Source organism: Myroides odoratimimus, from assembly GCF_001485415.1.
Classification (GTDB): Bacteria; Bacteroidota; Bacteroidia; order Flavobacteriales; family Flavobacteriaceae; genus Flavobacterium; species Flavobacterium odoratimimum.
This window is the reverse complement of record NZ_BCMQ01000002.1, coordinates 62257-88293: the sequence shown is the minus strand read 5'-3', so window position 1 is coordinate 88293 and position 26037 is coordinate 62257. Positions and strand designations below refer to the sequence as shown.

The following is a 26037-nucleotide window of genomic DNA, read 5'->3' as shown; positions in this document are numbered from 1 at the left end:
TTAGTTTACCTTTTTAATATAGTTGAAATCTAATTGTTTTTTTACAAGATCTGCATTCTTAACAGTAACGATAACCTCATCACCTAGCTGAAGCATCTTTTTCGTTGCTTGTCCTACTAATGCATATTGTTTCTCTTCGAATACGTAATAGTCTTCTTTTATTTCTCTAATACGCACCATACCTTCACACTTGTTATCTACTATTTCTACATAGATACCCCATTCAGTAACACCTGAGATAACACCCAAGAACTCTGTACCTTGTTGATCTTGCATATATTTCACTTGCATGTATTTGATACTATCTCTTTCTGCATTGGCAGCTAGGTTCTCTCTAGAAGAACAGTGTGAACATTTTACTTCATATAACTCCGGATTTACATTATCACCATGGTCTAAATAGTGTTGTAATAATCTATGAGCCATTACGTCAGGATAACGACGAATAGGTGAAGTAAAGTGAGAATAGTAATCAAACGCTAATCCATAGTGCCCGATATTATTCGTAGAATAACTCGCTTTACTCATACATCTAATCGCTAGAGTATCTACTAAGTTTTGTTCTTTTTTACCTTCTACATCTTTTAGAAGTTTGTTGATAGACTTAGAGATACTAGACTTAGACTTGAAGTTAATATTATGTCCAAAGCGTGCAATCACAGTCTGTAGACCAAATAACTTCTCTTGATCTGGCTCGTCGTGTATACGATATACGAATGTTTTCTTTTGTTTACCAATAAACTCAGATACTTTTCTATTTGCTAATAACATGAATTCCTCAATCAAATGATTAGCTTCTTTTGATTGTTTGAAGAACACACCTACTGGTTCAGCTGCTTCGTTTAGGTTAAACTTAACCTCTACTTTATCAAAAGAAATAGCACCATCTGACATACGGTTCTTACGCATGATCATTGCTAATTCATTTAGCTTTAATACTGCATCAGCTACTTCTTCACTTACTTCTTGATCTTCTCCTGTAAGCGAGATATCAGCAGGAATAACTCTGTCTTTAGAGTCAATGATATACTGAGCTTCTTCGTAAGCCATACGTTGGTCAGAATGCGTTACAGTACGACCAAACCATTTGTTTCTGATTTCTGCTTTATCGTCTAATTCAAATACAGCAGAGAAAGTATATTTATCTTCATTAGGTCTTAACGAACAAGCAAAGTTAGATAACACCTCAGGTAGCATAGGTACAGTTCTATCCACTAGATATACAGAAGTAGCTCTGTTATAAGCCTCTTCATCTAGGATAGTTCCTTCTTTTACATAGTGAGATACGTCAGCGATGTGAATACCTATTTCGTAGAATCCATTTTCTAACTGACGGAATGATAAGGCATCATCGAAGTCTTTTGCATCTTTAGGGTCAATCGTGAACGTAAGAATATCACGCATATCTCTACGCTTCGCTATTTCCTCTTCAGTGATAGAAGTATCTAAGTGATTAGCATATTCATCTACTTCTTTAGGGAATTCAGCTGTTAATCCATATTCAGCTAAAATAGCGTGTATTTCAGTATTGTGCTCTCCTTGTTTACCAAGTACTTTCATCACTTTACCGAATGGGCTATCTGCTTTCTCTGGCCAATCTTCTATTTCTACTACGACTACATCTCCATCGCGTGCCTCTCCTACTTTTTCTTTAGGAACGAATATATCTGTGTACATCTTAGCATCTGCAGTAGATACGAAAGCAAAGTTTTTTTGAATCTCGATAACTCCCACAAATTGTTTTTTGTGTCTTTCTAAGATTTCTACTACTTCTCCTTCAGGTTTTTTACCTTTTCGTTTGTTGTAGATATATGCTTTAACGAAGTCACCATCTAAAGCCTTGTTTAGGTTATTTGTTGGAATAAACACATCATCCTCTACTCCTTCTACTACTAGATAAGCAGTCTTACGAGAAGTCATATCGATATAACCTTCTACATAGTTTGCTTTAGGAATGAATTTGTATTTACCAGTTTCGATCTCTTCTATTTTTCCTTTTGAGATAAGGTGTTTAAGCTCTTTGATAATCTCATTTCTACCTTGAGTATCGTTTATTTCTAATTGGGCAGCGATCTGTTTATAGTTATACGTTTTAGTCGTATTCTTAGATAAGAATTTTAATATTTTTGGAGCAAAGTCAAATGCTTTACTCTTTTTATGTTTAATTTTTTTTGCCATTTTCTAATTCATTATGTTTACCTAAAATAGGGTTGGTAATTATCCTTAAATGTACGAATTACTAACTGTTTTATCCTATTTTTTAGTAATATTTTAATTTGATTGTTTTAATCAGCGATAGTATTTCTTCTTTTGTAGCTAAGTTTTTGAAGAAATAGGTCGAGAAATAACTCTTTTAGAGAAAGGAAGGTAGAGTTATTTAATACTTATATTTTATCGTTGATTAGTGCACTGTACTTTCATTTCTTGAAGTACGTTTGATTCTGCAAATTTATAATGTTCTAGTTTATTTTCCAAAAACTCCCTAAAAAGAGAGATAAAATAATACAAAAAGCAAGAATAAGGTACCTCAATATCCTATTCTTGCTTTACAATTTATTCCTTTAACGTAGTGTAAAAGTGGATTAGTCAAAGTTTAACCCATGTGAGAACTTCCCATTTTCGTAATAGTCTATTTTGATTACTTTTCTATTTTTATAGTAACTTCTTTGATCAAGTTTTCCTCTAGTTGTAAACTTATCTTCTTGTGTAATAATACCTTCTACATAGGTTGTTGTATATTTTATTTTACCGTTGTCATAAAAGCGGTGGTGTAATTCTTTCTTATCGTTTCTGAATAATGTCTCATATTCTATCTTTCCATCATCATCATAGAACTTACTTATCCCCTCTTTTAATCCTTCTTGATAGGCATATATTCCCTTTGTTTTACCATTCTCATAATAGGTTCTGTATTCTCCTTCTAGCTTACCTAGTACATATTTGCCTTCAGAAAAAAGCACTCCATTGCGATAGTAAGTTTTTCTAATCCCAGTACGCATGCCTCCTTTATAAGTGACATCCTCTACTTTTATATCATAATCATTGTATTGTTGTATTCTGCCATCTAGTGGTTTACCATCTAGTTGATACAATACAGCTTCTTCTTGTCCATATACAGTTGTTATTGAGCAAGTAAGCAAAGTACATAAAATTGAAAATAGAGCTTTATTATTCATCTTCATCAGGATTAAAGGTTTGCATTGCTTTTATAACTAGTGGTTCATATACCTTCTTATAGATGATATCAGATTGATCTATTAGCTTACCTTTCCCATTGTGTAGAGTAGGTCTATCTACTTCATATCCGTTTTGGAATGTTCTTCTAATGTATAGATCAGCAGCAACATATTGTTTGTACTCCCCATCTAGCAGACCGTTGATATAGTTCATTTCTTTGACAGGATTACCTTTAGTATCTGTCACTTTTCTTAAACCACTCCTCTTACCATTTAGATAATAATTGTCTTCTAGTAACGTTCCTGCTGGAGCGTATATCTTCTCAGGTCCATCTTTTTTATCATTCTTATAAAGTGTTTTAATCTTTACTTTGCCATTAGGGTGATAATAGAAGAATTCTCCATCGAGCTTATTCTGGATATAGGTAGATTTCTGAAGAAGTTTACCATCTAAGTAATCTTTAGAGATACCATTAAGTACTCCGTTTTTATAATTGTACTCATCTTCTAGCATTCCATTTTCTGAGTAAGACTGAGCTAAACCTTCTCTATCTCCATTAACGTAGGTTGCAGAATAGGTTAGTTTTCCATTAGTATAGTATTCTTTAAAAGTTCCGTTTAGCTTATTGTCTTTGTAGGTACATTCTTTTTTTAGCTTTCCATTATCGTAGTAACTTTTATTAATACCTTCTTTTTTACCATTTACTAAGGTTGCTTCTTCCGCTAATTGGTTGTTGGCATAAAAGCATTTTAGTTTCCCATTTAAGGGCTTATTTGTATCTGCATATTTGTAAGTACCATCGTCTATTTGTGCATATATACTTATAGAACAGAAGACTGTGCATAGTATTGCTATTAATTTAAGAGGTCTCATATTCAGCTGTTTTAATTATACATATAGGTGTATTATAAAGTTACTGATTTATAGTCTATTAGTCGTTTTAGCGATGCCTCTATTTATGGTAGTAATTACTTGTTTGTTTGACTAAAAGAAGGGAGTTAGAGAATAGGATAATTTTTTGAGGATAATGATGTCTTTTATCTAGTATAGCTAAGATTCTTTATAGCAATTAATTATATAAAGTGAATTGTATTTAAAATTTCGTACTTTAGAAAAACCAACAAAAAACTATATTTATGAATACTATTTCTTATGTGCATGGTGCATCTGATACACCATTGTTAGGAGAAACCATAGGACAGAATCTAAAAAAGATAACAGATCAATACCCCAATAACGAGGCATTAGTCAGTGTTCATCAAGGATTCAGAGCAACGTATCAAGAGTTCTATAACTTGACGACTCAAGTTGCAAAATCATTATTAGCGCATAATATACAGAAAGGAGATCGCGTAGGGATATGGGCGCCCAACTGTTATGAGTGGGTACTTATGCAGTACGCTACAGCTCGTATAGGTGTGATATTAGTTAATATTAACCCTGCTTATCGAGCACATGAGATTGAGTTTGCGGTTAATCAATCTGAAATATCCCTTATCGTATCTGCTCCAAGTTTTAAAAGTAGTGATTACAAGAAGATCATCTCCTTGATTTTTGAAGATTGTCCTTCGTTAAAAGAAGTTGTTTTCTTAGGAGAAGAATGGGATACTTTCTTATCAGATAGCGATCAGATAACAGATGGAGAACTAGCCATTATAGAAGACTCTGTACAGTTCGGAGAAGCTGTTAATATACAATATACTTCAGGGACGACAGGTTTTCCTAAAGGAGTAACCCTTACACATCACAATATCCTTAATAACGGTTATTTTATCGGCAAGCGTTTAAAGTACACTACTGCAGATAGAGTCTGCATTCCTGTGCCTTTTTATCACTGTTTTGGGATGGTTATAGGCAATCTGTGTTGTACTTCTCATGGAGCTACGATCGTGATTCCAAATGACGGATTTGACCCTGCTAAGACCCTTCAGGTAGTACAAGACGAGAAATGTACTTCCTTATATGGAGTACCTACTATGTTTATCGCAGAACTACAGTTGCCTAACTTTAAAGAGTATGACCTTACCTCTTTGAGAACGGGAGTGATGGCTGGCTCACTGTGTCCTGAGCAAGTGATGCGCCGTGTGAAGACAGAGATGAATATGGAGGAAGTGAGTATCTGTTATGGTATGACAGAGACTTCACCTGTATCTACCCAAACACATATTGGTATTGATATTGTCAAACAGACCACGACAGTTGGAACTGTACAAGACCATCTAGAAATCAAAATTATAGATCCAGAAACAGGTAGAATCGTTCCTAGAGGAGAAGCAGGCGAACTGTGTACACGTGGGTATTCAGTGATGTTGAAATATTGGAATAATCGCACACTGACTTCTGAAGTATTAGATGAGAATAGATGGATGCATACAGGAGATTTGGCTACTATGGATGATCAAGGGTATATTTCGATTACAGGGCGTATTAAAGACCTTATTATTCGTGGAGGGGAGAATATATCTCCGAAGTGGATAGAAGACTTCTTATACACTCATCCCTCTATTGCAGACGTACAGGTTATTGGAGTTCCAGATGAGAAATATGGAGAAGAGATTATGGCTTGGGTAATCTTAAAACCAGGAATAACCTTGACAGGTGATGAATTAAAAGGCTTCTGTACAGAGAAGATAGCCCACTTCAGAATACCGAAGTATTGGAAGTTTGTATCAGAATTCCCAATGACCATATCAGGTAAGGTAAGAAAAGTAGAGATGAGACAAATAGCAGTGGAAGAATTAGGGCTGTAGAAAAGATTTATTCTTAACTTTGTACAAAATTATTCAACACAACACACAATGAAAATAGCAATCGGAAATGATCACGCGGGACCTGAATACAAAAAGGCTATCGTTAAGTATCTAGAAGAAAAAGGATTTACAGTAACTAACTATGGGACAGATGATTTTTCGTCTGTTGATTATCCAGATTTTGGACATAAAGTAGCTACAGATGTAGAAGAAGGTAAAGTTGATTTTGGTATCGTAATCTGTGGAAGCGGAAACGGTATAGCGATGACTGCTAATAAACATCAAGGTGTGCGCTGTGCCCTTTGTTGGACAAAAGAGATTGCTGAGTTAGCAAGACTGCACAATGATGCTAATGTGATCAGTATACCTGCTCGTTATACTTCTATAGAGCAAGCTGTAGCGATGGTAGAGACTTTCTTAAACACAGCTTTCGAAGGTGGAAGACACCAGAATAGAGTGAACAAGATTACTTGTGCCTAAACAAGTAAATACTATAATGTAAAAAGAACAAAAGCACGTAGTCTCTAGATTACGTGCTTTTTTATTTTATAACAGTCTTGTTTTTTATTATCAGTAGTAAGTTATTGAATAACTATTCTTGTGCTTTTTTTTCTGCTCTATTTCTTTCTAACATTTCATTAAAACGTTGCCATTCTCCAGAAGCTTTTAGTTCATTGATTAAAGCAATTGTACCTTCTAGCTTCCCTGTATTATCAATAATAACCTCTTCTCTATCAGAGTATGTAACTTTATGTAAGATAGGTTCTTCGTTTTTATTAAAATCAATTTCTTTTTTCATAATGCATTACTTTATACTGTTCGTATTAGGTGTGATTAGAAAGCCTTGATATTCTTTATTCTTAGCAAAGAATATTAACTTTCCTTCTATATCAAATCCATAGATATTAAAATATTTAGACAGTTCCTCATAGTTATTTGATATAGCTATTCTGTATAATCGTGTTCGTGAAGGGGTACTACCTCTAAAGACTATTTTATAAACTTCTTTGTCTTGCGTGAATAGTAAAATTGCTTGAAATAGTGTAGCTAATATCTTAACCATATCACCATTATTACTAACGACTTTGTCATCTATAGCATTACTATTTACTAGGTCTTTGTTCTTATCTCCAAAACTTAGATTATATAATTCGTCTTCTATATCTAATAGTGTAAAGTTAATTATTTTTTCGATTACTTGAGTATCAGAGATACTTGTAAATTCATAACTGTAATTCCTGTTAAAAGCTGTAAGTGAATAAGATGGATACTGCATATCTAACCTATTAGCGTGTTAGAAATGACAAGTTAGGGATTATCTATAAGACGAAATAACAGTATTCAAAGACTGTGTATATCCAGAGAAGATAGATAGTAGATTCGTTAGTGATCAGAAGTATTATTAGGCGAAATAGTGAGAACTAAAAGTCCTTAGTTATTGTTGAAGGAATATTAAGATTCCTTTTGTGCCTTTTCGTATTCTTCTTTTCGTATTCTTTCTCTTTCTTCGAAAATGTCTAATTCCCCTGAAGCTCTTAGCTGTGCAAATAGATTATTTGCATATTCTATTTTACCTGATTCGTCAATGACTCTTAGGTTGTTATTAATAGTAATAATTTTAGGTTTAGTATCAGTCTTTACTTCGTTTGAATCAATCTTTTTTTTCATAATGCCTTATTTTATACTGTTTGTATTTGGTGTGATTAAGAAACCTTGATAGTTTGTATTCTTTGCAAAGAACACTACTTTTCCTTCCATATCAAATCCGTATATACTGAAATGTTTAGATAGTTCAGCATAGTTATTAGATACAGCCATTCTGTATAATCGTGTGCGTGAAGGAGTACTACCAGTAAAGTATATTTTATAAAAATCTTTGCCTTCCGTAAATTTGAGTACAGCTCTAAATATAGTAGCCAATACTTTATTCATATCACCATTATTACTGACAATTCTATCGTTTATACGCAATAAATCACCATCGTAATTGGTTCTATCTCCAAAGCTTAAGTTATAAACTTTATACTCACCTTCAACAGGTGTAAAGATAATTAATTTTTTGATAGCTTGGTTTTTGCCTATGCTTGTAAATTCGTAGACTGAGTTTTCTCTATCTGTTGTAAATGAATAAGATGGATACTGCATATCTAACCTATTAGCATGTTAGAAATGACAAGTTAGGGATTATCTATAAGACGAAATAACAGTATTCAAATACCTTTTTTGATTACTCTATTTCGAAGATAGCTTGTATCTCTACCGCAGAGTTGACAGGTACAGAAGTAGCACCTAGAGTACCTCTAGCATGTTTACCTTTTTCTCCAAATATTGCTACAGATAGATCTGATGCCACATTCATTAGATTAGCGTGTTGAGAGTAGTCAGGAGTCGTGTTGAATATACCTGTTAGCTGTACGGTTTTCTTTACTCTGTTGAGGTCACCATCAACAGCTAGTTTAAGCACTGCGATTACATTCAGCATTGTCTGTTCAGTAGCTTGTTTTGCTTGTTCTTCTGTGATATCTACACCTACCTTACCAGGATATAATATTTTTCCATCTTTTAAGGCTACCTGATTGATGAATACTAGATTTCCACTGCGTGAGTAAGGAGTGTAGTTCCCCACAGGATTTGGTGCTACAGGCAGTATGATGTTCTTTTGTTTAAGTGTAGTTTCTACATCAGTGACTACTTGTTTAGGTGTACTTTCCTCTTTCTTCTGAAAAGTTCCTTTTAAAGCTTTGGCAACTTTGGCGAAGTTTTGACCTTGCGTATAAGCGATCAGCAGTTCACTTTCACTAGGACGTTGCACCGTTTTGTTTGAAGCAAGGCTACTTGCTCCTAGTACACTAGTGCCTTGAGGGATGCTATTATCTAGCTTCTCCGTAGCTCTGATGCCATTCGATACGAGTATCATCCCATGTACTGCTAGACTGTTCCAGAACGACTGTAATGCTAGCTCCTTCCCTGCTCCACTACCAGCAGACATAAATACCGCCGTAGGCATTCCCTCTAGAGCATGAGTAGTCCATAGATCTACTGTCTTCGCAAAAAAGGCACTCATCGGAGTACTGATATTGCCAAAATATACAGGAGACCCCCATACGACTCCATCATAAGTCGGTAGCTCCTCAGGAGTAGCTATCTGTAGATCATGCAACAGTGCGTTTTTTGAAGATTGTACTAGTTTTATAGTCGCCTCTGTGTGAGGATTGTTTTCTATTCCTTTAGCGATTTCTTGCGCCATTTTATACGTACCACCTGTATCAGAGTGGATAAGTACTAATATCTTGGTTAGGGTATCTTTTGCCATGATCTGTGATGTTGTGAAGAGTAGTGCACAAGTGATTAGTGCAGTATATAATGTTTTCATATTATTTATTTTAAGTATAATCACAAAGGTATGTATGCAGTTTATATTATATTTGTCAAAAAATATATGCAAAACGCCAATATCAAATGTGGATTGACTGAGAAACTCTTAGGAGTATATGATGATACTAATGAGGTACAGGCGTATGTATGGTATGAGGACAACTTCGTTCACGATGAGTATCAGCACGCTCATCAGCGATATCAACTCACCTATGTAGAACAGGGCTATCAGTACCTTCACGTAGATAACTGTATCTATCTAGTGCCTCAGTATCACGTAGCATGGATACCTTCTGGACAGCAGCACGCTACTACTTCTACAGCGAAGGATATCAACTTAAAAGTACTGTTGTATAAAGATGTACCAGCTGACTCATTCTATGAGCAAGTACATATATTCCCTGCGCCTACTGTGCTGAGAGAGATGCTACAGTACGCAACGAAGTGGAACAGAGTAGTCCATACAGAGTTAGAGAAAGAACAGTTCTTACAGGCTATTCTGATGAGTTTAAAATCGTTCTGTGAAGAGAATCAATCTCTTCAATTACCTATCCCTACAGATCATAGGTTAATACCTGTATGTGCTTATATCAATGAGCATTTTACCTCAACGCTAGACTTAAATGAACTAGCCAGTATCTCTACTATGTCTGTGCGCAATCTACAGCGCCTGTTCAAACTAGAGACGGGTATCACTCTACAGAAGTACCTTCAGATCATCCGTATCTTGAAGAGTATAGAACTAGTAGATACAAGAGAATTTACCTTGAGCGAAATCGCTTTTAAAGTAGGTTATAAGAGCTTAGTTGCCTTTAGAAACTCCTACTTTGATATCATGAAAGTATATCCTAAAATTAAAAAATAAGCGTATACACCCCTGACAAAAGGTTGTCACTGCTCTGCTCTACTTTTACTCCATAATTTTAACAAGATACAGAATGATACGAGTAAGCAATGCACCAGTGTGTGCGATGGAGTTCACCAGTTTTAGAAAGAAAACCACAGTAAGTGATGACGAATTATTATTTGCAGTAGCTCGATTTGAGCGACAGCTGACCCAAGTAGAAGGGCTAGTATATCATTGCTTAGTGCGCAACTATGATAACGAGTATGCTAATGTGCTGTTTGCTAATTCTATGGAGGTGATTAAGACATTAGAAGCAGTGATAGGAAACACAAAAGAAACCCAAGACTTCTTCAGTATGGTAGATATAAGTACAGTGCAGGTAGAGTATCACGAGATAAGCAAACCTAACTTCACAGTGCCTTCCTACTTTGGTTGTATAGAGAATGGTAAGTTTTCTCTTAAAGATACTGCCCAAGCCTCTACTCTATTATCTGCTTCGGATGCTGTAGAAGAATCTTATCTCAATGCTTTCGAGAACACAAAAGGGCACTTTATCTCCACTCGTGGCGATAACCAATATGCCGAAATCGTATTAGGTCAAACCTTAGGCAATACGAAGGAGATTTGCTATGGTTATTTTGGGAATGAAGCTTGTCTTTCTCTTCTTGGTTTAATCGACGAGAGTAGTATGCATTTAGGTTTTTGGTATGTGGTCGGATAAGTAAATTAAAAGTGATTCAATATTTGAATATTGACTGACATTGAGCTATTTAACTGTCGCTGACTAAATGAGGTTGTCACTGTCAATATCAGTTCAATAGCAACTAAACTGAACAGATGTGTTCAGTAATTGTACAGGTACAGATTGTCTTAAATTAGGGGTTACCTCTCTTTTTTGTGCTACTATTATTTGGGTGGTCGGCTTTTGGTCGGCTAGTGATGGGCATTTGATCGGCTTAAAACATCGCAAAATAGCCTATCACTACCCTATCACCTACTGATCATATACCGATAAGGTGGAATAGTCTTTGTGCAATTTTAGAATACCAACCTATAAAATTAAAAGTTATGGCAAAGATGTCACCAAAAGGAAAAATTACAGGAGTAAGTGGGCCTGTGTATTTTAGGTCTTTAAACAATGTACAGATCGTACAAAGCAGGCCTAATCGCTCAAAACAAGACAAGGGCAAGAACCCTTCTGCTAAGCTGTTTAAGCATACTGCGCAGAGCCTGAGACATATACGTAAGCATGTCGAATACTTCTTAGGGATGAGGTATGAGTCTACTGCTCATCTGCGATTGATGGGACTCGTGATGACGGCCTTGCGCAAGAATACTGTACTGCCGATAGCAGAGACTACACTGTACAATACTTCTATCGCTGAGGTAGTCGGATTTGAATGGAATACAACCAAACTATTTACAGATACCTTCTTGGTAGATATAGCTGTAGATGAGTTGGAAAATAAGGAGATAATTGTATCAGTGGCACCTTTTATCCCGATAGAACAGGTAGACTTCCCTCCTATGTGTACACATGCTAGTTTGCGCATAGAAGGTTTCTTTATGACGGATACAGATGAGATGCTCGGTAAGCAAACAAGTGCATTATCTATTGATTTCAAAAAGAGTGATGAGGTGGTCAGTCCTCAACCGCTATCTGTCCTGATACCTCATCGAGATTGTCTTAAGATGGTGGTGGCAGAGATACAGTTCTTCTACCCGATTAATAACAATCCTAATCAACTGACACTGTATAACACTAAGGCTTTTAATCCTAGTGTGGTGGTGTATGTGGGGAGGTGATTATTGAATGAAAATTTACTGTATATTTATGGTAATTGTTTTGATAATAAATGGTTTATTAGAATAGTACCTAAAAATAAAAGAGTAAGTCATGAATAGACTAATAGTTATACTGATACTAGTTTTCAGCTTGAATGCTTGTGGACAACAGCCAAATAAGGCTCAAGATAAATTGAATCCAAGCTTTGTAGAGAAGACAAAAGAGCTGTTTAAACAAGTAAAAGTATATGACGAAGAGCTAGAGTACACTCTTGAGGTTAAAGAATCACATGGTTGTACTTATGAAGTATTAGTGAGTGGTTTTCCTGTTTTGAGTCATTATGTATCAGGAGATTTCACTGGTAATATTCCTATTAATCAAGCTATAGTAAAGAGTGGTGTACAGCAAGTAGAATTAATAGTCACTCCATCTGTAGATGTAAACTATGTTAGTGAGAAGAGCTTAGATCTAAGTAAGGCTAAATTTGATTTTAGTATTGTCTGTCAAAATAAGAATAGAGAATCTACTACTGTTCATACCTATTCTTTACCCAAAGATGAAAGCTCTTTAATGGCATTTGAAGACAATTTTGTTTTTGATGCTCCTTATGTTTATTACGAACACGATGTACAACATTGGATGAATAGTGTTGATCTTCAGACAGAGGATAGGGTTAAGTTATTAAAGGAGGTAGAAATGTTTTATAACGAGACTATAGAATTTCTTAATAAAGCGGAAGCGGAGCATTTGGCGCGTATTGCCTATCAAAGCCAGCTGGATTATCATCGCTATTCTTATCTAAAAAGTGGTAGTTATGCTAATTTCTTAATTGATTTTTGGAAAAATAGCTATAAAACCAAAGAGATAGAGCCTTTAAAAGATTATGAAATGAGGTTCTATGCCAATGGTCGTATAGTAAAGTTAGTAAGGATAGATAAGGAGAATTATAATAAATCGCCCTTGATACTGGTAACTCGTCAAGGTGGTGGAACTAGTTTTTATGAGATTAATTTGCATAGACCGAAAGAAGGAGGTGCTTTAGAAGTGATTAGATGATAAGAAAAATAGAAGGTTTTTAAATATGAAGAAGTTAAATTACTTTGTTTGTGCAAATAGGGGATATTATATTGAGTTAGATTGGAGCTGGGAAGTAAGCTATAGTTTTAAAGATTTTGAATCAGGTTTAATATATGTACATACAGTAGATCAAAATGAAGATAGATGGGTATCTGGTGCAGGTATGATTAGACAACCATAAAAGAGTTATATCCTTGAACCAGAGTATGGTAAAATAATGACATATAAAGAATGGAAGGCTTTCTTTAATTATGATATGCAAACTATTTATACTGAAGACGGGATGTTTAAATACACAAGACAGCGTAAATATGATGATAAAGTAGATTGTGATTATATAGATGAAACGTTAGTCTTTTTAAAAGGAGATCATATAACTACAAGTCAAGGTGTTGCTTTTTATGGAGAAAAAAAGGATACTTTATTGGTCGCAGACGGTAGTTAAAACTATGCACTTTAGTGCATTTAGCTTTCAGCTTCTAAAAACCTTTCACAATATTGGTTGTTGTTACTTGTGAATTGGTTATCTAGTGCATTTTGAAACTAAGATATTTTAAAAGTTAGTTTTAAGTAAAACTACTAAGTTCTGTATTTCCACACAGGCAGACTTTAGTCTGCTTTAACAAACTATGGACTTTCAGTCCATAGTGGTTTATTAGAAAGTACAATTAAAGAAATAGAGGAACGAATTAGAATTAAACAGGAGTATGCTAATAGACCATCTATAGTTGATTTTAGTAAGGGATATTAGGATAAGTTAGAGGATTATGACATATTATTTGCTTATTATAAGCAGACTAATGTTGTTCTGAATATTTTTGATAAGGGCGTTTATAAGGTTTATGAATTAAATAAATCGAAACAATTTGATTTTAGAGAGTTAGTGAGAGCTGGAACAATAAGTCCTATTATTGAATTTTCAAGTATTAAGAACTTATGGGAATCTTTTGTACAAGATGAAGATTGGTACCTAAAGTATATTCGATGTTATAATATTAAAACAAGTCCATTTGCTTTAGCGAGTGTTGTGTTGGGGACTATAAATGAACTACATAGGCAACAAAGTTTTACCTTTAAAGAATATGAACAAATAAACAGTTGGATAAATTTAGTTTATAGTGATGAATATAGAGGAGAAGAAATAAAACAGTGGTGCTCTAACTGTCATAGTTTAGTTAAGTTTTATAGTAGGTATCCTAAACATATCTGTAGAGAATGTTCAGATAAAAAGATGTATGATAAGGATGGATTACTTTTAGACATTGTTTATTTAGGATATGATGGAATAGAAGTAAAACATTTAAAGAGTAATAATGTAGTTGAGAAAACAGAGACTACTTTTTATTTTGATGATTGTCATTTAGATGGAAAAATATTTACAGCACAGCCTGCTAGATTTGGAGGTATAGTTTTTCAATTGAGAGAAGACTCAATATGAAGTTGCTTTGGCTTAAAACTGCAGAAGAGTAATATACAAGAGACTTATGACTGCGGTTATAGGTCTTTTTTTATGGATATTATCGTTTAAAGACGATAAAGAATAAGGCTACCTGTATGGCTAGGATGGCATAAAACTTTAGTTTAAAAGAGTCTTTAGAGATTTTATGTCTAAGTTTCTTCATCGCAATCCATGCACCTAGTGTTCCTCCAAAAAAGCAAAGAGACAGGAGGTTCTTCTCAGAAACACGTCTTTTGTTTTTAATCGCTTGTTCTTTGTCAAAGGCAAACATGGAGAAAGCTAAATAGTTTATTATAAGTAGATATAGGAATAAAAACTTCATGAGATTTATTTATTGTGACAAAGGTAGTATTTTAGCTATTCTTAAAATAATAAAATATGACGTTGATAGAGTTTATTCAACAGGCTGTGAGTGCTAGTGCAAAAAGTATAGAGAATACGCTGTCTCTGTTAGGAGAGGGATGTACTATACCGTTTATCGCTAGATATAGAAAAGATAGAACTGGTAATCTAGATGAGGTGATTATCGAAAAAATAGCAAAGTATAGCGAGCTGTACGAAGGGATAGTGAAGAGAAAGGAGTCTATATTAGGTTCTATAGAAGAACAGGGGAAGCTAACAGATGAATTGCGCAATAAGATTACAAATAGCTTTGATCTAATAGAGATAGAGGATTTATACTTGCCCTATAAGAAGACTCGTAAGACGAAGGCTGATACGGCTAGAGAGAATGGTTTAGAACCATTGGCTAAAGTGATTATGGCTCAGAATGCTCATGATATAGAGTCTATCGCTGCTAAATATCTTAATGATAAGGTAGGAAGTGAAGAAGAGGCTATACAGGGGGCATCTGATATCATTGCTGAATGGATTAATGAAAATATGTATGTGAGAAAATCACTGAGAAGAAAGTTCCAACGCAGTGGGGTGATCAGTACTAAGGTAGTAAAGGCAAAAAAAGAAGAAGAGCATGCGCAGAAGTTTGAGCAATATTTTGATTGGGCAGAACCTGTGTATAAGATACCTGCACATCGATTATTAGCTATTCTAAGAGCAGAGAAAGAAGGTTTTATCAAGTTTAATGTAGGTATTGATAAGAGTGAGGCTATTAGCTTCATAGAAGATAATGTAGTTAAAGGTAAGAATGAGTGTGGTAAGATAGTAGAGAAGGCAGTAGCGGATAGTTATAAACGTCTGTTAGAACCTGCATTGTCTAATGAGGCCTTGGTAGAAGCGAAGGAGAAGGCAGATTTAAACTCTATACAGGTATTTGCGGATAACCTTACTCAGTTGTTATTAGGTTCGCCATTAGGAGAGAAACGCATATTAGCTATCGACCCAGGGTTTAAGACTGGGTGTAAGGTGGTTTGTTTAGATGAGCAAGGTGATTTGTTATACAACGAGACTATATTTCCTCATGCTCCTCAGAAGGATACTACTATGGCGATGAAGAAGATTCGCTCTATGGTCAATGCATACAATGTAGAAGCTATCGCTATCGGTAATGGTACAGCCTCTAGAGAGACGGAGTTCTTTATTAAGAAAATAGCTTTTGATAAGCCTGTACAAGTATTCGTAGTGAATGAGGCTGGAGCATCTGTGTACTCTGCGTCTAAGATAGCGAGAGAAGAGTTTCCTACTTATGATGTGACAGTGAGAGGTGCTGTGTCTATCGGGCGTCGTCTGTCTGATCCATTAGCAGAGCTAGTGAAGATAGATCCTAAGTCTATCGGAGTAGGACAGTATCAGCACGATGTAGATCAGTCTATGCTTAAAAAAGAGCTAGATAATGTGGTGATGAAGTGTGTGAACTCAGTAGGAGTTAACCTAAATACTGCTAGTAAATCGTTATTGAGCTATGTGTCTGGGATAGGTGAGAAGATGGCTGAGAATATAGTGCAATACAGAACTGAGAATGGACCATTTGAGAGCAGAACAGAACTTAAGAAAGTACCTCGACTAGGAGATAAAGCCTTCCAACAGGCAGCTGCATTTGTGCGTATTAAGAACGCTAAGAATCCATTAGACGACTCTGCTGTACATCCAGAGGCTTATGGTGTAGTAGAGAAGATCGCTAAAGATATGAAGGTGTCTATAGGGGATATGATCTCTAATAAAGAGCTTATCGCTAAAGTAGATGCTAATAAATATACTACGGGTGAGGTAGGAGCATTAGCGCTTCAAGATATCTTAAAAGAATTAGAGAAGCCTGGTCTAGATCCTAGACGTAGTGCTAAGGTATTTGAGTTTGATCCTAGTGTGAAACAAATTACAGACTTAAAAATAGGTCAAGTATTACCTGGTATTATCAATAATATTACCAACTTTGGTTGTTTCGTTGATGTAGGGATTAAGGAGAGTGGTCTAGTGCATATCTCTCAACTTAAGGCAGGCTTTGTATCAGACGTGAATGAAGTAGTGAAGTTACACCAGCATGTACAAGTGAAGGTGACGGATGTAGATGTTGCTAAAAAGAGAATACAGCTGTCTATGATATTAGATTAAACCTAGATTCCGCATTCGCTTAATACTACGATAAATACTACTTCACATCTCTTTCATTTCTTCTAAAACTATACTATAGTATGCTTTTTTGATAAGTTGAGAGCTGTTTTTGTAGAATTTACTCTATCGCGTATTCTAGGCTGAAAAAATAAATAAAAAAACATTTCTAAATCTTGTTTTTGGCACGATACTTGTTTTTAAATTGGTACTTGAGTTTGAAAACAATAATGTTGTTATTGAAAAAGAAAACAAGCAGGTAAGTAGTGTTTTTATTATGTTTTATAAGTGAAGTGCCTATCTTTTATTGTCAAGATAGGTACTTTTTTTTGAGCTATAGTGATGTATAGAAACAAAAAAAGCGTTATACGGCAAGCCATATAACGCGTAAAATATATAAGTTTAGAACAGAATTATTCTGTCTTAGAGTTATCTTGTGTATTCTCTTTTTTAGTTGTCTGTTGAGCGTTTTCGTCTCTAGTAGCATCTTTAAATTCTTTGATACCAGAACCAAGTCCTCTCATTAATTCAGGGATTTTTTTACCTCCGAATAACAATAGAATGATAGCTACAATAACTATAATTTGCCATGGCCCAACCATTCCTAAAAATATGTGTAATGAGTTCATAATAATCTTTTTGAAACATTAAGTAGCGACAAATATAGTAAGAAAAATGTAAAACGTTTATTCGTAATAGGTTTTATTTAACTTTTAACGTTTATGTAGTAAGGAATTTTCTTTTAAACTGTGAATATTTAGGTAAAGTGATAGAGTCAAATTTTATAATTATTATATTTGTGTAGTAAAATAGGTACAGATGTTAGGAAAGGGACATAAAAGAAAAAAGTGGAAAAATACACTTTTAAGTAAATACCGTATTGTTATCGTTAATGATAAGACGTTCGAAGATGTAAAGTCTTTTAAGCTTAATTTACTTAATGTTTTTGGTGCCAGTACTACATTGGTATTTTTATTTATTCTATCAACTGTTTTGATGTTGGTATTAACTCCGTTAAAGGAATATATACCTGGGTATTCTTCTGCTGAGCTAAAACAAAAGGCAGTCGAATTAGCTCTGAAAGTAGATTCGCTAGAGAATGAGTCTAGACAGAATCAACAGTATCTAAGTGCAATCAAAAGTGCCTTGTTAGGAGAAATACAGGTGACAGAGGCTAGTATAGACTCTTTAAAGTTAACTCAGAAACCATTAAATCAAATCGAGCATAAAGATCCTAGTGAAACAGATATGAAGCTAAGAGAAATGGTTCGACTAGAGGATAAGTATAATCTCTTCGAAGAGAGTAAACCTAAAGTTAGCCAAGTCCTGTTTAGCCCAATTAATGCAGAAATAGTTAGAAAATACGATAGTAGAGCAATGCACTTCGGTGTGGACTTTAGAGCCCCTGCTAATACACCTGTAAAAGCGATTAGTAAAGGCACAGTGTTATTCGTAGACTGGACTATAAAAGATGGTTATACAATCATCTTGCTACACGATGAAGGTTTAATATCTGTATATAAACACTTAACTTCTCTTACTAAAGGAGAATATGAAAGTGTAAGGTCAGGAGAAGTAATCGGTCTTTTTGATGGAAGTAGTGAGGCTACCGCATTAAATGCTTCTACAAAATACTTCCACTTCGAATTATGGAAAGATGCCTATCCATTAGATAGCTCATTATTTATAGATTTAGAATAAGAGAATATGTCAATAAAATCATTTGGGGCTAAAGTATTTGCTTCAATTATACATAAGAAAACACAGAAGTGGGTCAATGATCCTATTAATACGCAAAAGAAGGTTTTTGAACAATTGTTAGAGGATGCTAAGCATACGGCATTTGGAAAAGACCATAATTTTGCTTATATTAATAGCTACGAAGATTTCGTAAAACATGTACCCATCAGAGATTATGAAGGATTAAGACCTTATGTAGATAGAGTAGTAGCTGGTGAGAGTGATGTGTTGTGGAAAGGTAAACCTTTATATTTCGCAAAGACTTCGGGTACAACTTCGGGGGCTAAGTATATCCCATTAACCAAAGAGTCTATGCCGTATCATATAGAAGCTGCTCGTAATGCAATATTAGCTTATGTATATGAGACAGGTAAAGCGGACTTCGTAAATGGTAAAATGATCTTCTTACAAGGGAGCCCTATACTAGATGAGAAAAATGGTATAAAATTAGGTAGATTATCAGGGATAGTAGCTCACTATGTTCCTGCTTATTTACAGAAGAATAGACTGCCTAGTCTAGAAACAAACTGTATAGAGGACTGGGAGACTAAAGTAGATGCTATCGTGGAAGAGACAGTAGATCAGAATATGAGTGTGATCTCTGGTATTCCGAGCTGGGTACAGATGTACTTCGAAAAACTAAAGGAGAAAAAAGGTAAACCTGTAGGGGATATATTTCCTAACTTTAATTTGTTCATTTATGGAGGTGTAAACTATGAGCCTTATAGAGGTAAATTTGAACAAATGATCGGACGTAAGGTACCATCTATAGAGTTGTTCCCTGCTTCTGAAGGATTCTTCGCTTATCAAGATACACAGACAGAGAAAGGGATGTTATTGTTGCTAAATGCAGGTATCTTCTATGAGTTTATAAAAGTAGAGGAGTTCTTTAATGAGAATGCTAGAAGATATACGATAGGAGAGGTAGAGCTAGGTGTGAATTATGTATTAATTATCTCTACCAACGCTGGACTATGGGGATATAATATCGGTGATACGGTACAGTTCGTTAACCTGAAACCTTATAGAGTAGTGGTATCTGGGCGTATAAAGCATTTTATCTCTGCATTCGGAGAACATGTGATCGGTAAGGAGGTAGAGTCTGCTATACAAGAAGCTATGGAGGGTACGTCAGTAACGGTTAATGAGTTTACTGTAGCACCACAGATTAGTCCAGAAGAGGGATTGCCTTACCATGAATGGTTGATAGAGTTCGGCAATGAACCTGAGGATTTAGAAGCTTTTGCTTTAAAGATAGATAATGCTCTAAGAAAGCAGAATATGTATTATGATGATCTAATTGTAGGAAAGGTGTTGAAGACATTAGTCATCTCTAAAGTAAAACAAGAAGGCTTTAATAATTATATGAAAAGTATAGGAAAGCTAGGAGGGCAAAATAAGTTGCCTAGATTAAGCAATGATAGAATCATCGCTGATCAATTAAAATTATATTAGTAAAAAGAAATAATAAGACGTAAAAAGGAGAAGTATATGAAAGAGATAAAGAATATATCTAGAACGAGAGCGCAAGTGTCGTCTGCAGCTGTGGAGCGTATGTATATTACAATGCGCCATTTGTTTAACAGAGGTTTTTATAAACCGATGGGAGTGTCAGGAGATACATTAAGAGAAGCGCTATTAGAATTGCGTCCAGAAATATATGGTACTATCGCAGAAGAAAAAGTAGAGTTAAACGGATTGTTATATGTTATCGAACGCCTTCCGATTGGAATAGAGGAGTGTCGTTATATTAACTTGACATCTGATGAGGGGTATTCATTCTCTCACTTTACAGCTATAGTACCACCTAAGAGAAGAAGAAACTGTTATCGAATAGATGAGGAACAGATGAATATCGAGATCACTAGAGGTAGATCTGATATCTATGATGTTTTGACTCACTTGACATTTATATTCATCGAATCGCATAAAATTAAAGATCGTGTATTGATAGGAGAAGATGGTAAGGTAACTCGCGATTGGAAAAAGATAGAAACTGCAGCTAAAAAAGAAGAGTTTTTAGAATTAGAGGAGAAAGAGGTAATCATGTCTCACCTAGCTAATGTATTAGGACGTTCTTTTGCTGAGGTTCTAGATGTATATGAGAAATTCGCTATTCCTGAGAATCCAGACCGTTTCTTAGACGTGATTTACTGGTTAGGAAAGTTAGCGATAGAAGAGGATGTGTATAACGATAAACGTACAATCACTTTTAGCCCACTACTTAGAGAACGTCTAGGACACCATATCTATGGAGAAATGTGGTCTGATAGAATTAAAGAGGTGCTCACAGCTAAAGGATTATTAGAACGTCCAATCCATATCATCAGTGCGAATATGCACAGTGTTATGAATTCTATCTTTGCTCCTTCAGTTGTAAAGAGTGAAGTAGAGGTAAGTTCTGAGCTAGAGGTATACGAAGAGCTTAGCAAGCCTGAGAACAAACACCTTAGAGATTTGGTTAATGAACGCGCTGAAAATGAAGGAATGACTTTCTTAAGAGATGAGTCAGGAACGAACATTGACGTACAAATCTTCGATACTGCTAAGATAGATTTCGCTACTACAAACTTTAAGGCTCAGCAAATAGAAGGAGAGTATCCTGTGATTATCGTTATGGATTACGCTTTCGGTGAGCAGGCTTATGAGACGATTGATGAGCTTTTAAAGCCTTATAAAAAGACAACGATGATAGATGTGGAATCTGTATCTATCATGGGTAAAGCAGGTATCTTAGTGGGAGGTAAAGGAGATATCATGATTCCATTCGCTCATATTAATGAGGGAACAGGGGATAATTATCCTTTTGACAATGAATTGACAGTAGATATGTTTAAGAATGATGATATCCCTGTATTTGGAGGAACAATGGTAACTGTATTAGGGACATCACTTCAAAATAAGGATTTATTAAAGTTCTTCCACGATTCTACATGGGGTGTAATCGGTCTAGAGATGGAAGGTGCTCACTACCAAAAAGCAATACAGTCTGCTTCTAAGATCAGAAAAAGTATTAATCCTGATGTGAAAGTAAGATATGCTTACTATGCTTCTGATAACCCATTAGAGACAGGTAGTACATTAGCTTCAGGAGGGTTAGGTACAACAGGAGTAAAGCCTACTTACTTAATTACCATTAAAATACTAGAGCAGATATTTAATATTAAGTAATTAAATTCTAAATAGTTTAAGATAAATGAGCCATCACAGAATATATGTGGTGGCTTTTTATTTTGATTTATATGTTAAATTGTGAATTTAAGTGTAATTTTATAGTCTTAGAATTTAGTTGAAAAGATGAAGGTATTTACTACTCCTATACAAGATTGTGTTATCATAGAACCAAAGGTATTCTTCGATGAGCGAGGATATTTCTTAGAGAGCTTTAATGAGGCTGTTTTTGCGAAAGAAACAGGGTTAGCTGTACGTTTTATTCAAGACAACCAATCTAAGTCTTCTAAGGGCGTTCTAAGAGGGCTTCATTACCAAAGAGGAGCTTATCAGCAAGCTAAGCTAGTAAGAGTATTACAAGGTGAGGTATTAGATGTAGTAGTGGATCTTCGCAAGGACTCTAGTACATATGGACAGCAGTTCACTCAAGTGCTATCAGCAGATAATTTTAAACAGGTGTTTATCCCTAGAGGGTGCGCGCATGGTTTTTTAGTAAAGAGTGAGACGGCAATATTCGCTTATAAGTGCGATAACGTTTATAATAAAGAATCTGAAGGGGGTATCATCTATAATGATCCAAGTTTAGGGATTGATTGGGAGTTTAATCTTGATGAGGTTATCGTTTCTGATAAAGATAAGGTATTACCATTATTCGAAAATGCTTTACCTATATGATCAAGATATTAGTTACAGGGGCTAAAGGACAAGTAGGACAATGCTTACAATCTATAAGTCATGAATATGATGGAGTGGAATTCTTTTTCTTTGATTCTAGTCAGTTAGATATAACGAATGAAGTTTCGATAGATGAGGTTTTCAGTAAAGTGTACCCTGATTATTGTTTTAATTTAGCTGCTTATACTGCTGTAGATAGAGCAGAGGATGAGGAAGAATTAGCGTATAAAGTAAATGCTGAAGGAGTAATGCACTTAACAAGAGCATGTAATCAATACAATACTACGTTAGTGCACCTGTCTACTGACTTTGTATTTGATGGTCATAAACAGACTCCTTATACTGTCTCTGATATCCCAAATCCTATTAATGTGTATGGTGCTTCTAAATTAAAGGGAGAATTATACATAAAAGCGAATATGAAGCGTTACTATATCGTGCGTACTTCATGGGTGTACTCTGATTATGGTCATAATTTTAAGAAGACGATGTTGAGATTAGCAGAGACTAAAAGTGAAGTAAGTGTTGTAATGGATCAAATAGGTTGTCCTACTCATGCAATAGAATTATGTCATTTTTTAATGTCTCTGATGCAAGGAAATCATGATTATGGGGTTTATCATTATAGAGGCGATGTAATTTGCTCTTGGTATGACTTTGCGGTATCCATATTTAAAGAGAATAATATTAATATAAAAGTGAATCCAATCACTACTGAGGAATATCCTACTAGGGCTAGTAGACCGAGGTATAGTGTGTTGGGTATGTAGATATGAAGGATTTTTATTTTATTTTATTAATAACTCTTTTGTTTTATTCATGTAAAAGAGATGTTACAGTGAGTACTTATATTAGTACCGAAAATAATGTTTTTAATGTTGAAGATACAGTTAAAGTAGGATTCAATGCAGTTGATTTTTTAGACAAAAAGGTTTTTAATAATGATAGTCTGTACCCTAAGTTTCCCTTTTCTGGTTCAAATATAGCTATGTATGATAATTTAGAAAGATCTGAAGCAGAAATTCCTCTAATTTATTATAATAGCGGGCATCACTATTATCCAATTACTTTTTGTCAAGTGGCTTTAGCATATCATGCTAATTTTTTAGAAACTAAATCAGAGAATAGTAAAGAAGAGTTTTTAAAAATATCTTCACATATCTTAAACGAGGCAGTTTTGATAGAAGACTTTGCGGTTTTACAGACGGAACTACAAGTTGAAAACTATCGACTACCTTCTAAATGGGCATCAGCTATGTCACAAGGATACGCTGTAGTAATTATGTTACAAGCTTATAATTTAACGAGAGATAATAGATATTTAGATATGTCCAATAAGTTCTTGAAATCATTTGATTATTCAATAGATAAAGGAGGAGTTTTAAATTTTTGGGATGGTTATCCTTTTTATGAAGAATATGCAGATCCTAAATCACATGTTTTGAATGGGTATATGTTTTCGCTAGCAGGATTGTATTATAGTTATCGAGTTACAGGTAATAATGATGCAAAACGTCTTTTTGATCAAGGTATAAATACTTTAAAAGCAAAAATTCATGTGTATGATTCTTTCTTTACTTCAAATTACAATAAATTTCGAGTAGAAGAAATGAAGAATGAGACATATGCTTCAGCAATTAATGAAGATCCAGATCATTATCATGAATTAGAGATTTATCAACTTTTGACTCTATATTATTGGACTAATGAATCAATATTACGAGAATATGCACATAAGTTTATTAAGTATGATACTGGAAAAATTGATAGTTATTATGATTTCGATAAATTTAAGAAAGTAACTTCTTTAAAATTACAAGAAAATATAGATGTGTTAACTGATGAGTTGTGGAGTTGGGGGAATTTTTGGAGTACAAAAAATAAAGATAATGAACTAATAATAGAGTTTGATAAGTATCGAAGAAATATAGAAGGTATTGTTTTTTATAGCCCTACTGAAGAATCTTTACCACACAATTATTCTATTTATGTGTGGGAAAAAGATAATTGGGAAAAAATATATACCAATAAAGATATCTATAATAAAAATAGAAAGTATTATAAAACAGGAGGATTCGATACATTTATTGATATAAACTACTTTCCTGTATCATTTGCTACCAATAAGTTAAAGATAAGTTTCGATGTTGGTAGTAGAGGAAACGTGAGCTTGAGAGAAATAAATGTGTTATTTGACCAAGATGATAAAGTAGAGTATATTTTAAATTCTATTAGAAAAAATGTAATTGATTGATGAATAAGGAATTTATAAAAAATATTATTATTAATAATTTATCATTAGGATTACAGTTTGGATCAAGATGGTTACTTAGTATTGTTTTATTGTCAAAATTAGGAATTATCCCTTTTGGAATTTTTTCATTTATTTACTCGTTGGCTAATATTTTGGTATCAGTTCTACCCTTCGGTAGTCAGTTTTATTTAATAAAAGAAACAAACATAGATAAGGATAATAGTAAAGAGTTACAGGCATCAGTTCTTATACTTACTATATTATCATTTTTAGTATTTGGAGTAATTTTGATTTTAGATTTTCTAGGAGTTAATAGTTATGGTTATGTAATATATTTAGGTTGGATTTTAGGAGTAGTTTTTAGTATTAATAATATTCTTTTTTCTTATTTAAAAGGAATAGGGCAGTTTGGCTTTGAATTAAAGATAAATGTTGTTTTTTCTTTATTAATTTTTGCTCTAATGGGGTATGTAATTTATATTGAAACATTAGAAATCAATACAATTTTTTACTTATTGATTTTATTTAATCTATTAACGACAGCTACTTTTCTTAATTTATCTAAAGGTATTTCTTTGTTTAAAGATATTACAGTTCTTCTAACTAAAAAACAGTTGTTACTTGTTTGGAAAGCGAGACAGTATTATGGATTACAGGATATAGTTACAGCTTCTTTTGTTCAGGGAGGAATGTTACTATTGCCACTTTTAGTTCAAGGAGATATTTATGGAACGTATAGAGGGTTGTTATTAATTGTGGCTCCATTTGCTCTATTAAATCTTGCGTTTTCACAAGTATTATTAAATCAAATAAAAAATGTTTCTGTTGAAGAAAAAGGAATAGTATTTCATTCTCTGCAAAAAATAGCTATTCCTATTCTAGTATTGATTTTAGGAGTAATGTATGTTTTTAGAGAATTTGTTTTAGAAAAAATAGCCAAGTTAGCTTTAACAGAAACAATTAATCAAGCGTATATCGGTGTGTTAGGGATTATATTTTTCAGTTTTGTTTATTCAGGGTACGAAATGTTATTAGTAGCTTTAAATAAACAGAAAATACGTTTTTTAATTATGGTTATTGGGGCTGTAGTTAATTTAATAACCATATTCACATTGTTACCCAAATATGGAGTAGTGGGAGCTATAGGAACTAATTTGATTTCAACATTTATTGTTTTTGCTTTAATTCTGTGGAGTGGGGAGAAACAATTAAAAAAATATTAAA

27 protein-coding genes are annotated in these 26037 nt (G+C 34.2%); 17 read left to right on the top strand and 10 right to left on the bottom strand.

What is annotated here, in order from left to right; all coding sequences use genetic code 11:
• From rnr to MODO_RS02555, 3 genes are all read right to left on the bottom strand, one after another.
• Window positions 1-2178 (bottom strand): ribonuclease R, encoded by a 2178-nt coding sequence (rnr, locus tag MODO_RS02565; RefSeq protein ID WP_006257951.1) that lies wholly within the window; start codon window positions 2176-2178, stop codon window positions 1-3.
• 404 nt (window positions 2179-2582) lie between these two features.
• Window positions 2583-3176: a toxin-antitoxin system YwqK family antitoxin gene (locus tag MODO_RS02560; RefSeq protein ID WP_006257952.1), complete on the bottom strand. Its 594-nt coding sequence runs from the start codon at window positions 3174-3176 to the stop codon at window positions 2583-2585.
• Complete coding sequence (locus MODO_RS02555; protein ID WP_039328699.1) at window positions 3169-4050, bottom strand: toxin-antitoxin system YwqK family antitoxin; 882 nt, start codon at window positions 4048-4050, stop codon at window positions 3169-3171. The genes MODO_RS02560 and MODO_RS02555 overlap by 8 nt, the downstream gene beginning before the upstream one ends.
• 263 nt (window positions 4051-4313) lie before the next feature.
• Between MODO_RS02555 and MODO_RS02550 the strand changes: the two genes are divergently transcribed.
• Both MODO_RS02550 and rpiB read left to right on the top strand, forming a co-directional pair.
• Window positions 4314-5927, top strand: a complete 1614-nt coding sequence (locus tag MODO_RS02550) for an AMP-binding protein (protein WP_006257954.1) — start codon at window positions 4314-4316, stop codon at window positions 5925-5927.
• A 48-nt stretch (window positions 5928-5975) separates the two neighbouring features.
• The gene (gene rpiB / locus MODO_RS02545; RefSeq protein WP_006257955.1) at window positions 5976-6407 is read left to right on the top strand and encodes a ribose 5-phosphate isomerase B; all 432 of its coding nucleotides are present in this window, start codon (window positions 5976-5978) and stop codon (window positions 6405-6407) included.
• 112 nt (window positions 6408-6519) lie between these two features.
• Here rpiB and MODO_RS02540 read toward each other — a convergent pair whose 3' ends face one another.
• From MODO_RS02540 to MODO_RS02520, 5 genes are all read right to left on the bottom strand, one after another.
• Window positions 6520-6726: a hypothetical protein gene (locus tag MODO_RS02540; RefSeq protein ID WP_006257956.1), complete on the bottom strand. Its 207-nt coding sequence runs from the start codon at window positions 6724-6726 to the stop codon at window positions 6520-6522.
• Between the two features lie 6 nt (window positions 6727-6732).
• Window positions 6733-7203, bottom strand: a complete 471-nt coding sequence (locus MODO_RS02535) for a DUF6934 family protein (protein WP_006257957.1) — start codon at window positions 7201-7203, stop codon at window positions 6733-6735.
• Window positions 7204-7379: 176 nt separating this feature from the next.
• Window positions 7380-7595, bottom strand: coding sequence for a hypothetical protein (locus MODO_RS02530; RefSeq protein WP_006257958.1), 216 nt, complete (start codon window positions 7593-7595; stop codon window positions 7380-7382).
• 6 nt (window positions 7596-7601) lie between these two features.
• Window positions 7602-8072: a DUF6934 family protein gene (locus MODO_RS02525; RefSeq protein ID WP_006257959.1), complete on the bottom strand. Its 471-nt coding sequence runs from the start codon at window positions 8070-8072 to the stop codon at window positions 7602-7604.
• A gap of 82 nt (window positions 8073-8154) precedes the next feature.
• Entirely contained in the window at window positions 8155-9300 is a 1146-nt protein-coding gene (locus tag MODO_RS02520) for an Atu1372/SO_1960 family protein (protein WP_006257960.1), read from the bottom strand.
• A 66-nt stretch (window positions 9301-9366) separates the two neighbouring features.
• On the opposite strand from MODO_RS02520, the gene MODO_RS02515 reads away from it, so the two are divergent.
• From MODO_RS02515 to MODO_RS02490, 7 genes are all read left to right on the top strand, one after another.
• Window positions 9367-10167, top strand: a complete 801-nt coding sequence (locus MODO_RS02515; RefSeq protein ID WP_039328696.1) for an AraC family transcriptional regulator — start codon at window positions 9367-9369, stop codon at window positions 10165-10167.
• 73 nt (window positions 10168-10240) lie between these two features.
• Window positions 10241-10870, top strand: coding sequence for a hypothetical protein (locus MODO_RS02510; RefSeq protein ID WP_006257962.1), 630 nt, complete (start codon window positions 10241-10243; stop codon window positions 10868-10870).
• 347 nt (window positions 10871-11217) lie between these two features.
• Window positions 11218-11955 (top strand): hypothetical protein, encoded by a 738-nt coding sequence (locus MODO_RS02505; protein WP_006257963.1) that lies wholly within the window; start codon window positions 11218-11220, stop codon window positions 11953-11955.
• A 91-nt stretch (window positions 11956-12046) separates the two neighbouring features.
• Entirely contained in the window at window positions 12047-12991 is a 945-nt protein-coding gene (locus MODO_RS02500; RefSeq protein WP_006257964.1) for a hypothetical protein, read from the top strand.
• Window positions 12992-13016: 25 nt separating this feature from the next.
• Window positions 13017-13193, top strand: coding sequence for a hypothetical protein (locus tag MODO_RS19545; RefSeq protein WP_006257965.1), 177 nt, complete (start codon window positions 13017-13019; stop codon window positions 13191-13193).
• A gap of 36 nt (window positions 13194-13229) precedes the next feature.
• Entirely contained in the window at window positions 13230-13457 is a 228-nt protein-coding gene (locus tag MODO_RS19540; RefSeq protein ID WP_006257966.1) for a hypothetical protein, read from the top strand.
• Window positions 13458-13895: 438 nt separating this feature from the next.
• Complete coding sequence (locus MODO_RS02490; RefSeq protein WP_006257967.1) at window positions 13896-14450, top strand: hypothetical protein; 555 nt, start codon at window positions 13896-13898, stop codon at window positions 14448-14450.
• Between the two features lie 79 nt (window positions 14451-14529).
• Here the strand turns inward: MODO_RS02490 and MODO_RS02485 are convergent, their stop codons facing one another.
• Entirely contained in the window at window positions 14530-14793 is a 264-nt protein-coding gene (locus tag MODO_RS02485; protein WP_006257968.1) for a DUF1294 domain-containing protein, read from the bottom strand.
• Between the two features lie 56 nt (window positions 14794-14849).
• Between MODO_RS02485 and MODO_RS02480 the strand changes: the two genes are divergently transcribed.
• Window positions 14850-16976, top strand: a complete 2127-nt coding sequence (locus MODO_RS02480; protein ID WP_006257969.1) for a Tex family protein — start codon at window positions 14850-14852, stop codon at window positions 16974-16976.
• A gap of 410 nt (window positions 16977-17386) precedes the next feature.
• Here the strand turns inward: MODO_RS02480 and MODO_RS02475 are convergent, their stop codons facing one another.
• The gene (locus tag MODO_RS02475) at window positions 17387-17602 is read right to left on the bottom strand and encodes a twin-arginine translocase TatA/TatE family subunit (protein ID WP_006257970.1); all 216 of its coding nucleotides are present in this window, start codon (window positions 17600-17602) and stop codon (window positions 17387-17389) included.
• 190 nt (window positions 17603-17792) lie between these two features.
• Between MODO_RS02475 and MODO_RS02470 the strand changes: the two genes are divergently transcribed.
• The 7 genes from MODO_RS02470 to MODO_RS02440 all read left to right on the top strand — a co-directional run bounded on the left by MODO_RS02470 (window position 17793) and on the right by MODO_RS02440 (window position 26036).
• Window positions 17793-18674: a murein hydrolase activator EnvC family protein gene (locus MODO_RS02470; protein ID WP_006257971.1), complete on the top strand. Its 882-nt coding sequence runs from the start codon at window positions 17793-17795 to the stop codon at window positions 18672-18674.
• A gap of 6 nt (window positions 18675-18680) precedes the next feature.
• Window positions 18681-20168: a GH3 auxin-responsive promoter family protein gene (locus MODO_RS02465; RefSeq protein ID WP_006257972.1), complete on the top strand. Its 1488-nt coding sequence runs from the start codon at window positions 18681-18683 to the stop codon at window positions 20166-20168.
• A gap of 36 nt (window positions 20169-20204) precedes the next feature.
• Window positions 20205-21884, top strand: a complete 1680-nt coding sequence (locus MODO_RS02460; protein WP_006257973.1) for a DUF6909 family protein — start codon at window positions 20205-20207, stop codon at window positions 21882-21884.
• A gap of 126 nt (window positions 21885-22010) precedes the next feature.
• A complete protein-coding gene (gene rfbC, locus MODO_RS02455) occupies window positions 22011-22559 on the top strand; it encodes a dTDP-4-dehydrorhamnose 3,5-epimerase (RefSeq protein WP_006257974.1) in 549 nt (182 codons plus the stop codon).
• Window positions 22556-23329 carry a dTDP-4-dehydrorhamnose reductase gene (gene rfbD, locus MODO_RS02450; protein ID WP_006257975.1) on the top strand — a complete coding sequence of 258 codons (774 nt, stop codon included), beginning with the start codon at window positions 22556-22558 and terminating at the stop codon, window positions 23327-23329. The genes rfbC and rfbD overlap by 4 nt, the downstream gene beginning before the upstream one ends.
• A gap of 68 nt (window positions 23330-23397) precedes the next feature.
• A complete protein-coding gene (locus MODO_RS02445) occupies window positions 23398-24813 on the top strand; it encodes a D-glucuronyl C5-epimerase family protein (protein ID WP_225581439.1) in 1416 nt (471 codons plus the stop codon).
• Window positions 24813-26036 carry a lipopolysaccharide biosynthesis protein gene (locus MODO_RS02440; RefSeq protein WP_006257977.1) on the top strand — a complete coding sequence of 408 codons (1224 nt, stop codon included), beginning with the start codon at window positions 24813-24815 and terminating at the stop codon, window positions 26034-26036. Before MODO_RS02445 ends, MODO_RS02440 begins: the two co-directional genes overlap by 1 nt.
• The last annotated feature ends 1 nt before the right edge of the window (window position 26037 follow it).

Coding starts and splice junctions, on each gene's coding strand:
- MODO_RS02530 (WP_006257958.1), bottom strand. CDS start 7,595: ATGAAAAAAAAGATTGATTCAAACGAAGTAAAGACTGATACTAAACCT.
- MODO_RS02560 (WP_006257952.1), bottom strand. CDS start 3,176: ATGAATAATAAAGCTCTATTTTCAATTTTATGTACTTTGCTTACTTGC.
- rfbD (WP_006257975.1), top strand. CDS start 22,556: ATGATCAAGATATTAGTTACAGGGGCTAAAGGACAAGTAGGACAATGC.
- MODO_RS19545 (WP_006257965.1), top strand. CDS start 13,017: ATGAAGAAGTTAAATTACTTTGTTTGTGCAAATAGGGGATATTATATT.
- MODO_RS02505 (WP_006257963.1), top strand. CDS start 11,218: ATGGCAAAGATGTCACCAAAAGGAAAAATTACAGGAGTAAGTGGGCCT.
- MODO_RS02475 (WP_006257970.1), bottom strand. CDS start 17,602: ATGAACTCATTACACATATTTTTAGGAATGGTTGGGCCATGGCAAATT.
- MODO_RS02485 (WP_006257968.1), bottom strand. CDS start 14,793: ATGAAGTTTTTATTCCTATATCTACTTATAATAAACTATTTAGCTTTC.
- rpiB (WP_006257955.1), top strand. CDS start 5,976: ATGAAAATAGCAATCGGAAATGATCACGCGGGACCTGAATACAAAAAG.
- MODO_RS02515 (WP_039328696.1), top strand. CDS start 9,367: ATGCAAAACGCCAATATCAAATGTGGATTGACTGAGAAACTCTTAGGA.
- MODO_RS02500 (WP_006257964.1), top strand. CDS start 12,047: ATGAATAGACTAATAGTTATACTGATACTAGTTTTCAGCTTGAATGCT.
- MODO_RS02440 (WP_006257977.1), top strand. CDS start 24,813: ATGAATAAGGAATTTATAAAAAATATTATTATTAATAATTTATCATTA.
- MODO_RS02470 (WP_006257971.1), top strand. CDS start 17,793: ATGTTAGGAAAGGGACATAAAAGAAAAAAGTGGAAAAATACACTTTTA.
- MODO_RS02535 (WP_006257957.1), bottom strand. CDS start 7,203: ATGCAGTATCCATCTTATTCACTTACAGCTTTTAACAGGAATTACAGT.
- MODO_RS02525 (WP_006257959.1), bottom strand. CDS start 8,072: ATGCAGTATCCATCTTATTCATTTACAACAGATAGAGAAAACTCAGTC.
- MODO_RS02465 (WP_006257972.1), top strand. CDS start 18,681: ATGTCAATAAAATCATTTGGGGCTAAAGTATTTGCTTCAATTATACAT.
- MODO_RS02550 (WP_006257954.1), top strand. CDS start 4,314: ATGAATACTATTTCTTATGTGCATGGTGCATCTGATACACCATTGTTA.
- MODO_RS02555 (WP_039328699.1), bottom strand. CDS start 4,050: ATGAGACCTCTTAAATTAATAGCAATACTATGCACAGTCTTCTGTTCT.
- rnr (WP_006257951.1), bottom strand. CDS start 2,178: ATGGCAAAAAAAATTAAACATAAAAAGAGTAAAGCATTTGACTTTGCT.
- MODO_RS02460 (WP_006257973.1), top strand. CDS start 20,205: ATGAAAGAGATAAAGAATATATCTAGAACGAGAGCGCAAGTGTCGTCT.
- MODO_RS19540 (WP_006257966.1), top strand. CDS start 13,230: ATGACATATAAAGAATGGAAGGCTTTCTTTAATTATGATATGCAAACT.
- MODO_RS02520 (WP_006257960.1), bottom strand. CDS start 9,300: ATGAAAACATTATATACTGCACTAATCACTTGTGCACTACTCTTCACA.
- rfbC (WP_006257974.1), top strand. CDS start 22,011: ATGAAGGTATTTACTACTCCTATACAAGATTGTGTTATCATAGAACCA.
- MODO_RS02540 (WP_006257956.1), bottom strand. CDS start 6,726: ATGAAAAAAGAAATTGATTTTAATAAAAACGAAGAACCTATCTTACAT.
- MODO_RS02480 (WP_006257969.1), top strand. CDS start 14,850: ATGACGTTGATAGAGTTTATTCAACAGGCTGTGAGTGCTAGTGCAAAA.
- MODO_RS02510 (WP_006257962.1), top strand. CDS start 10,241: ATGATACGAGTAAGCAATGCACCAGTGTGTGCGATGGAGTTCACCAGT.